This window comes from Deltaproteobacteria bacterium (assembly GCA_035063765.1).
Lineage (GTDB): Bacteria > Myxococcota_A > UBA9160 > UBA9160 > PR03 > CAADGG01.
The window spans coordinates 74,321-82,236 of sequence record JAPSFT010000021.1; the positions used below are offsets into that span (position 1 = coordinate 74,321).

Genomic DNA, 7,916 nt, shown 5'->3' on the forward strand with positions numbered 1-7,916 from the left:
GAGAGCTCACTTTCCCGCAGTCGCCTCGACGGGCGTGGAATCCGGAAGCGTGTACGCAATCACGTGGTCGCCAAGCGGCGAGCCGATTCCGATGTGCCCGCCCGGAGCGATGACGACGTACTGCTTTCCAGCGGGCCGTAGCTTGTAACTGATCGGTCCCGCGTGGAGCCCCGCCGGCAGCTCGAACGTGGCGATCCGGTCTCCCGTCTCCGCGTCGTGCACGCGCAGGACCGGGCGCTTCGTGCCTGCGTGGAAGACGAGCCCGCTCGCGGTGGCGAGCGGGGGCCCGAAGGAAGGCCCGCCGAGGTCACCGTCGCCGACGCTGGTCGGCACGCTCCAGGCGATCGCTCCGCGCGAAAGGTCGGCGCCGACGAGAAACCCCCACGGTGGCCGGTTGCACGGCACGCCGTCGTGTTCGAGCAGGGTGCGCCCGGAGAGCGGGCTCAGCCGGTAGCGTTCGCCCGTCCCACGCCCGGTGAGGAGCCACCAGGTATTGCGGAGCGACGCGCCGCGCAGCGGCCAGACCTTCTGTCCGCCGCCCGTCGCGCGCTCCGACACGCGATCGAGCCGGATCACGTGCACGAGGTTCTGCACCGGCACGAAGAGCCGCTGGCGACCGGGGTCCCAGGCCGCCCCCGACCAATTGGCGCCGCCGGCCGCGTAGGGGTAGACGACGGAGCCCCGCTCGCTCGGCGGCGTGAAGAGCCCCTCATTGCGCAGCTTCGCGAGCTTCTCGCTGCACGCCTTCGCGTGCTCGGATGTCGGCGCGTAGAGGTCCGCCTCGCGGAGCCGCTGGGGCACGAGCGGCGGCGGGGCGGTCGGAATCGGCTGAGTGGGCCATGATTGCTCTCCCGGCAGGTCGCTCTGTGGCACGGGACGCTCCTCCACCGGGAAGAGCGGCGTGCCAGTCTCGCGGTCGAGCACGAACACGAAGCCCTGCTTGGTGGCCTGCACGACCGCGTCCACGGCGTCGCCGTCGCGCTCGAGCGTCACGAGAACCGGGGGAGCCGCGAGATCGTAGTCCCAAAGATCGTGGTGCACGGTTTGGAAGTGCCAGCGGCGCTCGCCGGTGCGCGCGTCGAGCGCCACCACGGAGTCCGAGTACAGGTTCGTGCCGGGCCGGTCGCCGCCGTAGTAGTCGGGGCTCGCGCTGCTGACCGGAAGGAACACGAGGCCGCGCTCTGGATCGGCGGTGATGGTGGACCAGACGTTGGCCGCACCGGTGAGGCGCGTGCCGGTCTCCCAGGTCTCGTGTCCCGGCTCACCGGGATGCGGGATCGTGTGGAAGGTCCAGCGCAGCGCGCCGCTCCGCACGTCGAAGGCGCGCACGTCTCCGGGTGGTGAATCGGGGCGCAGCGTGTCGGCGATCGAGGAGCCGACGATGATCACGTCGCCGACGACGGTAGCGGGCGAGGTGACGTTGTACTCCCAGTCGTCGTAGAGCGGCGCGATGCCCCGGCGCAGATCCACCGCGCCGCCGGCGCCGAAACCGGCGCAGGGCGTCCCGGTCGCGGCATCGAGTGCGATCAGGCGCGCGTCGAGCGTCGCGAGGAAGACGCGACGGGCGCAGGGCCCGCTCGCCTCGCCGTCGTCGCGCCAGTACGCGACGCCTCGGTTGATCCACACGTTCGCGTAGGCGCGGCCGCCTTCGAGCTGGGGATCGAACGTCCAGAGCTCACGGCCCGTTTCGGGGTCGAGCGCGATCACCCGGTTGCGCGGGGTCGTGAAGAAGAGGCGGCCGTCGACGACGATCGGCGTCGACTCGAAGGCGCTGCCGCGGTTCACCCGCAGCGGGAACTTCCCCTCCCAGAAGTCGCCGTGTCGGTAGCTCCAGACGATCCGGAGCTGGCCCACGTTGTCGCGCGTGATGTCAGTGAGCGGCGAGAAGCGCCCGCCGCCGGGAGCGCCCTCGGTGACGGGCCAGTCGGCGACCTGCGCGGCGGCTCGGGTCGAGAAGAGCGTCAGGGCCGCGGCGAGCGCGACTCGAGCCATGATTCGCGGGAGCAAGCAGAGTGGTCCTCCCAGCGGCCGGGGCCCTCCCAGGCACGCCGAGAAGGTACTTGACTGACTCGGTTGGTCAACTACGATCCGGCTCATGCCGCGCGCGATCCCCGAGAACCGCTTCCAGGACCTGCTCGACACGGCCACCGCCGTCTTCCTCGAACAGGGCTACCGGCGCACTCAGGTCGCCGACGTGGCCGCCCGCATGGGTCTGTCGAAGGGCTCGGTCTACACCTACGTGGAGAGCAAGGAGGCGCTCTTCGACTGCGTCCTCCGGCACGCGGACGGCTCGGGCCGCGTCGAGCTCCCGGAGCTGCTCCCAGTGCCGACGCCATCCACCGGCGCCACGCTCGAGCTGGTGGAAGAGCGCCTGTCGGAGGAGGGCGTCCTGCCTGCCCTCACAGCGGCGCTTGCGCGGACCCGCGTCACGGACGTGCGCGGCGAGCTGGAGGCGGTCCTAGGCGGGCTCTACGACGCGCTCGCGCGCCACCGCACCGCCATCAAGCTCGTCGAACGCTGCGCGCCGGATTACCCCGAGCTCGCGAAGGTGTGGTACCGGGCCGGCCGCGAGGACGCGCTCGCGCGCCTCGGCCGATACCTCGACGACCGCGCTCGTCGCGGGCGGCTCCGGCGCTTCGACGACGGCGCCGTCGCCGCACGCATCGTGCTCGAGACGCTCGTCTTCTGGGCAGTCCATCGCCACTGGGATCCGTCGCCGCAGGCGGTCGACGAAGCATCGGCGAAACGCACCGCCCTCGCCTTCCTCACCAGCGCCCTCGTGAAGGACTGACCGTGTCCGGAAACCCTGCTTCAACGACCGCTCCGCCGCCGCGCCGCCGCGACATCGACTGGCTACGCGTGATCGCGGTGTATCTGCTCTTCGTGTTCCACGTCGCGATGGTGTTCAACCCGGCGCCCTTTTATCACATTCGCAACGGCGAGCAGAGCCTCGTCATGCTGGTCGGCGCCGGCTTCATCAGCCTCTGGCACATGCCGCTGTTCTTCCTGCTCGCGGGTTGGTCTGCGTACTCGTCGCTGAAGCTGCGAGGCACGGAAGCCTTCGCCAGAGAACGCGTCCTGAAGCTCTGGGTGCCGCTGGTGACCGGCTGCGTGCTGCTCATGCCGGCGATCAAGTATTTCGAGCTCCGCAGCGGTCTCGACGCCAACTACACCGGACTGTACGTGAGCCCGTCGCTGCAGCTCAGCTTCGCGCCAGTGATTCCCACGGGCCTGCCGGTAATGGAGCCGTTCGAGGAATCGTTCCTCGAGTTCCTGCCGACCTTCTTCACGCAGCTCGACCGCTTCACGTGGGCGCATCTCTGGTTCGTGGCGTACCTGCTGGTGTTCACCGTGCTCTTCCTGCCGCTGTTCCGCTGGCTGCGCGACCGTCGCGGAGAGCTGACGCGCGCGCCGGGCTGGTGGGTCTACCTGCCGATCGTTCCGCTGGTCCTGGTCCAGGTGTTCCTGCGCCCGCATTGGCCCGGCTTGCAGAACCTCTACGACGACTGGGCGAACGTCGGCTACTACAGCACGTATCTCCTCGCGGGCTTCCTTCTCGCCCGCTACCCGGCGCTCGAGCACGCCGTGCACCGCGAGTGGCGGCGCGCTCTCGTCGTCGGACTCGCCACCACGCTCGTGCTCCTGCTCGGCGTGCTCGGCGTCTTCGCGGCGCCCAGCGTGCTGCTCGCGGGCTCGGCCGTCGCAGGCTGGTGCTTCGTGCTGGCGCTGCTCGGAGCAGCGCATCGCTTCCTCATCTCGGTGAGGACGGGACTGCCCTACCTCACCGAATCGGCCTTCCCGGTGTACTGGCTCCATCAGTCGGCGATCGTCCTGATCGGCTATCCGATCCTCCACCTCGAGCTCGGCATCGCGACCAAGTACACCCTCCTGCTCATCGCGTCGGTCTGCGCGACGCTCGCCGTGTATCACTGCGTCGTTCGCCGTTCTACGATCACGCGTTTCTGCGTTGGCATGAAGCTCCGCCCGACCGGTGCGCCGGAGCACCGGCCCGCGCGCCCCATCGAGGCGGTCGTGGGGCAGTCGTGAACCGGGGTGCGAGGGAAGGCAGAGCGAAGCGATGCGGAAGCGTGCGGCTGTACGCACCCCTGGCCGGGTTCGTCGTCCCGACCCTGGTGATCGGCTACGGGGTGGTGATTCCGCGCAGCTGCATCGCGGGCTGGAACGAGCTCTCGGTGGGCTTCGCGGCCACCGTCGCTGGCGCGTGCCTGACCTACGTCGCGGGGCTGCGCGTGGCGACTCGCGACACCGGGAAGCGCGATGGCGAAGCCTGAGCTCATCGCCCGGCAGTCGCGCCTGCCGAGCGGGTGGCTGGGCGAGATCGTGGCCCGCCTGATGGCCTTCGAGACCGAGCCGGCGAACCGGATCGCCGTGCAGGAGCTTGCGGTCCAGCCGGAAGAGAGGGTCCTGGAGGTCGGCTGCGGGCACGGCCGGACGCTCGCCCGCCTCGCCGGAGCGGGCTGCGCCTTCCTCGCCGGGATCGATCCCTCGGAGGTCATGGTCCGGCTCGCGCGAAGGCGCATGCGACGCTGGATCGACTCGGGCCAGGCCGACGTGTCGCTCGCGGCAAGCGCGAAGATCCCCCACGCGGATGGGCGTTTCGACGCCGTCTTCGGCGTGCACGTGGTCTACTTCTGGAGCGAGCCCACGGCCGACCTCCGCGAGATCCGCCGCGTGCTGCGACCCGGCGGGCGAGTGCTCCTCGGCTACCGGCCACGCGACGCGGAGACCCTCGCCGCGCTGCCGGCCAGCGTCTATGCGCTCCGCTCCGTCGACGAGACCGAGCGGCTTCTCGCCGATTCGGGCTTCGTCGAGATCCGCTCGGCCGAGCACGCGATCGGCCGGGCTCGATTCGTCTGCACGCATGCGCGCCGTCCCGCGCCGGCGCCGGGTCCGGGATGACAACCCTCCCCTACGTACCGCGCTGTCGCGCCGGCGTTGCCGCGTTTGGTCGAGCCCGACCGCGTGCCGAGGTCGACCCGCGCGCGGGCGACCAGTCCAGCGCGGCGCCATACTGACAGTCATGCCCGACTCGGGGGAGGCGTCCTATCAGCTCGCGCGAGGCGCGGCTCTGGCCGCAGCGCTCGTGCTCGGCCTCGCGCTCGAGCGTTGGAAGCCCCACGCACGCCTGCGTCCCGCCTGGCGGACGAACTTTGGTCTCTGGGCGGTCGACGGCCTCGTGATGGGCGTGCTCTGTGGCGCCTGCGGCTGGATCGTCGGCGCCTGGGCTGCCGACCGCGGGCTGGGATTGCTCGCGTGGACGGGAGCCGGCCCGTGGATCTCCGTCGGAGTCGGCATCGTCGGGCTCGACGCGGTCTCCTACCTCTGGCATCGCGCCAATCACCAGGTGCCACTCCTCTGGCGCTTCCACCAAGTCCACCATGGCGACAGGAGCTTCCACGTCACCACGGCGCTTCGCTTCCACCCGGGGGAGCTGCTCCTCGCTCTCCCCGTGCGCCTCGCCGCGATCGTGGCTCTTGGCGTCCCGGCGGCGGGCGTGCTCCTCTTCGAGCTCGTATTCGGTGTCGCCAATCTGCTCGAGCACGGGAATTTCGATCTTCCCCGGCGCAGCGAGCGACTCGTCCGCCGCCTCTTCATCACCCCGACGCTCCACCGCGCCCACCACGCGTCGGACTGGCGCGAGCTCGACACCAACTTCGGCACCGTGTTCTCGACCTGGGACCGACTCGGCCGAACCTTCCACGCGAGCGAGCCTGGCCGCCGGGTCGTCACCGGGCTCCCGGACTGGTCGCGCCGCGAGGCGCCCGCGCTCGCCGAGTCGCTCCTGCTGCCCGTCACCCGCGGCCGCAGCCGCGCTCATTGACCTCGGTTTGCGCGGCGGCTGGCCGCGGGACGTCTCCCGCTTCTGCAGGGCCGACTGGTGCTTACCGGGGCTCCATTCCGCTCTTGCCACCGAGGCGCGGCAGCCCGTCCCCGAGCTCGATCCAGCCGGCGCGATCGTCCCAGAACAGGTGCGCGCGGGGGACGGCGCCGTGGTCGGCGCCCAGGCACGCGAGCGCGACGTCGATCACGCCCGGGTGCGTGTCGAGCGTGCAGAACATCGTGCTCCCACACGTGCGGCAGAACGAGCGCGTCCCGATCTCGGACGAGCGATAGCGCGTGACGTCGTCCTCGCCCGCCGTGATGCGCACGCGCTCCTCGGGCACGGCTGCCCAGGTCACGAAAGCCGCTCCGTGCGCGCGCTGGCAGATCGTGCAGTGGCAGTGCGCGACCCGGTCGAGCACCGCGCCGACCTCGAAGCGGACGGCGCCGCAGAGGCACGAGCCGGCGATGACGTGTTCACCCATGCCCGAAATCGTCGCCGAAGAAGCGGGACGGCGCTACGACCGGGCCGTCTCGCGGTTCTGCCACACCCTCGAGGCCCTCGGGAGGATTTGCCGAAGCGGGATGGCTGGCTCCGCTCGCCCGGCATCGAGCGCAGCATGAAGCCAGGACCCGATCCGCTCCGCCCCTTCACGCTTGGCATCCTCGAAGAGGAACGCGTAGCGCTTGGTCGTTGCAGCCTGGTTGTGCCCCAGAATCTGGCCAACCGCTTCCAGCGTGACACCCACCGACGCCCCGGCGCTCGCAGCTGTGCGGCGGAGGTCGTGGATCCTGACGTCTTCGATGCCGGCCCTTCTCCGGATCCGCCGCCAGGCGCGGGGAAGTCCGACGAGTGGAGCGTTGGAAGTCTTCCCCGGGATCACCCAGGGAGAGCGGGTCGAATCGAGGCGACCGAGCACCTCCAACGCGGGCGCATTGAGCGGGATCTCCTTCGCGCCCGTCTTCGAATCCGGAAGCATGAGCATGCCCCGCTCGAGGTCCACATGTTCCCAACGCAGGCCAAGAACCTCGCCCTCGCGCGCGCCCGTGAAGAGCAGCAGGCGAATCGCCGCGATCGACGAAGGCAGCTCGGTCTCGTGGATCTCAGCGTCGCGAAGCGCGGCCCCGAGCCTCGCGAGTTCCGCACCGGACAGAAATCTCCGCCGCTTCGTCTCCGGATAGGGCTCGACGTGCCGGCAGGGGTTCGAGCCGTCCGGCCGCGCGCCCCACTTCTCCGCCAGGTTCATCATCTTGGACAGGAGCGCCCGCGCCCGGTTCGCGGCGTGCGGGGTGGCGCGCATCGCGTGGTGCAGTGCGACCACATCCTGCCGCGTGACCGCGCTGACGGGAACGCTTCCGAGTCGCGGAAGGATGTGCCGGTCGAGAAGCCAGCGGTCGCTCCGGATGGAGGACATCTTCTTCTTCGGAATGGCGTGCTGCGCCAGGTAGAGCTCTGCGAACTCGGCGAGGGTCCCCGCTCTGCGTTGTTCCTCGCGCCGCGCGACCGGGTCCTCCCCACGTGCCACATCGGCCAGGTGCAGTCGCGCATGGCGCCTCGCCTGCTCAGCTGTGATGACGCCGTGACGACCCAGAGTGAGCCGGCGCGAGCGGCCAGCGACGTTGCGGTACTGGACGAGGTAGGAGCGCACGCCGGATGGCTTGATGCGCACCCCGAAGCCGGGCAGCTCCTCGTCCCAGACGACGGTCTCGGAAGAACCAGGGCTGATCGCTTCCACGGACCGCTTGGTGAGCTTCAAGTCGTCCCCGCCTCGCGGATTCAGCCGCCCCTCGGAGGTAAGCACTGGGTAAGCACCGAAAAGCCAACGCCATCATAACGGGGCGTAGGCGAGGTGCGAGCGGAAACAGCGGATTTCTTCCGCTCTTTCAAGCTGATAGAGCAATGAGACGTCGAGGGGAGTAGCGGGTCGCAGGGAGGCGAATCGGGGCTGAATGGGATTCGTAATCAGCAGGTCACCGGTTCGAATCCGGTCGTCGGCTCCACCACTTATCCGCCGAACCTGCGCATCGTCGAAACTGGCGGAAAGGGCGCGGAAAGGTGCGCGGGCGCGACACGC

Annotated in this window: 9 protein-coding genes; 5 read left to right on the top strand and 4 right to left on the bottom strand. The window is 70.0% G+C overall.

Translation table 11 applies throughout. The features are described 5' to 3' along the window. Positions 1 to 6: 6 nt before the first annotated feature. A complete protein-coding gene (locus OZ948_15420; protein ID MEB2346117.1) occupies positions 7 to 2,007 on the bottom strand; it encodes a pyrroloquinoline quinone-dependent dehydrogenase in 2,001 nt (666 codons plus the stop codon). An 88-nt stretch (positions 2,008 to 2,095) separates the two neighbouring features. Between OZ948_15420 and OZ948_15425 the strand changes: the two genes are divergently transcribed. From OZ948_15425 to OZ948_15445, 5 genes are all read left to right on the top strand, one after another. Next, the gene (locus OZ948_15425) at positions 2,096 to 2,791 is read left to right on the top strand and encodes a helix-turn-helix domain containing protein (GenBank protein MEB2346118.1); all 696 of its coding nucleotides are present in this window, start codon (positions 2,096 to 2,098) and stop codon (positions 2,789 to 2,791) included. Positions 2,792 to 2,793: 2 nt separating this feature from the next. Then, complete coding sequence (locus tag OZ948_15430; protein ID MEB2346119.1) at positions 2,794 to 4,047, top strand: acyltransferase; 1,254 nt, start codon at positions 2,794 to 2,796, stop codon at positions 4,045 to 4,047. Between the two features lie 41 nt (positions 4,048 to 4,088). Next, positions 4,089 to 4,292, top strand: coding sequence for a hypothetical protein (locus OZ948_15435; GenBank protein ID MEB2346120.1), 204 nt, complete (start codon positions 4,089 to 4,091; stop codon positions 4,290 to 4,292). After that, entirely contained in the window at positions 4,279 to 4,920 is a 642-nt protein-coding gene (locus OZ948_15440) for a class I SAM-dependent methyltransferase (GenBank protein MEB2346121.1), read from the top strand. The genes OZ948_15435 and OZ948_15440 overlap by 14 nt, the downstream gene beginning before the upstream one ends. Positions 4,921 to 5,041: 121 nt before the next feature. Further along, positions 5,042 to 5,842 (top strand): sterol desaturase family protein, encoded by an 801-nt coding sequence (locus tag OZ948_15445; GenBank protein MEB2346122.1) that lies wholly within the window; start codon positions 5,042 to 5,044, stop codon positions 5,840 to 5,842. Positions 5,843 to 5,903: 61 nt separating this feature from the next. Here OZ948_15445 and OZ948_15450 read toward each other — a convergent pair whose 3' ends face one another. The 3 genes from OZ948_15450 to OZ948_15460 form a co-directional block, all read right to left on the bottom strand. Then, on the bottom strand, positions 5,904 to 6,326 hold the full coding sequence (locus tag OZ948_15450) for a GFA family protein (protein ID MEB2346123.1): 423 nt from the start codon (positions 6,324 to 6,326) through the stop codon (positions 5,904 to 5,906). 33 nt (positions 6,327 to 6,359) lie between these two features. After that, the gene (locus OZ948_15455; protein ID MEB2346124.1) at positions 6,360 to 7,598 is read right to left on the bottom strand and encodes a tyrosine-type recombinase/integrase; all 1,239 of its coding nucleotides are present in this window, start codon (positions 7,596 to 7,598) and stop codon (positions 6,360 to 6,362) included. 72 nt (positions 7,599 to 7,670) lie between these two features. Next, on the bottom strand, positions 7,671 to 7,916 hold a 246-nt coding region (locus tag OZ948_15460; GenBank protein MEB2346125.1), incomplete at its 5' end, for a hypothetical protein.

Coding starts and splice junctions, on each gene's coding strand:
- OZ948_15425 (MEB2346118.1), top strand. CDS start 2,096: ATGCCGCGCGCGATCCCCGAGAACCGCTTCCAGGACCTGCTCGACACG.
- OZ948_15440 (MEB2346121.1), top strand. CDS start 4,279: ATGGCGAAGCCTGAGCTCATCGCCCGGCAGTCGCGCCTGCCGAGCGGG.
- OZ948_15445 (MEB2346122.1), top strand. CDS start 5,042: ATGCCCGACTCGGGGGAGGCGTCCTATCAGCTCGCGCGAGGCGCGGCT.
- OZ948_15450 (MEB2346123.1), bottom strand. CDS start 6,326: ATGGGTGAACACGTCATCGCCGGCTCGTGCCTCTGCGGCGCCGTCCGC.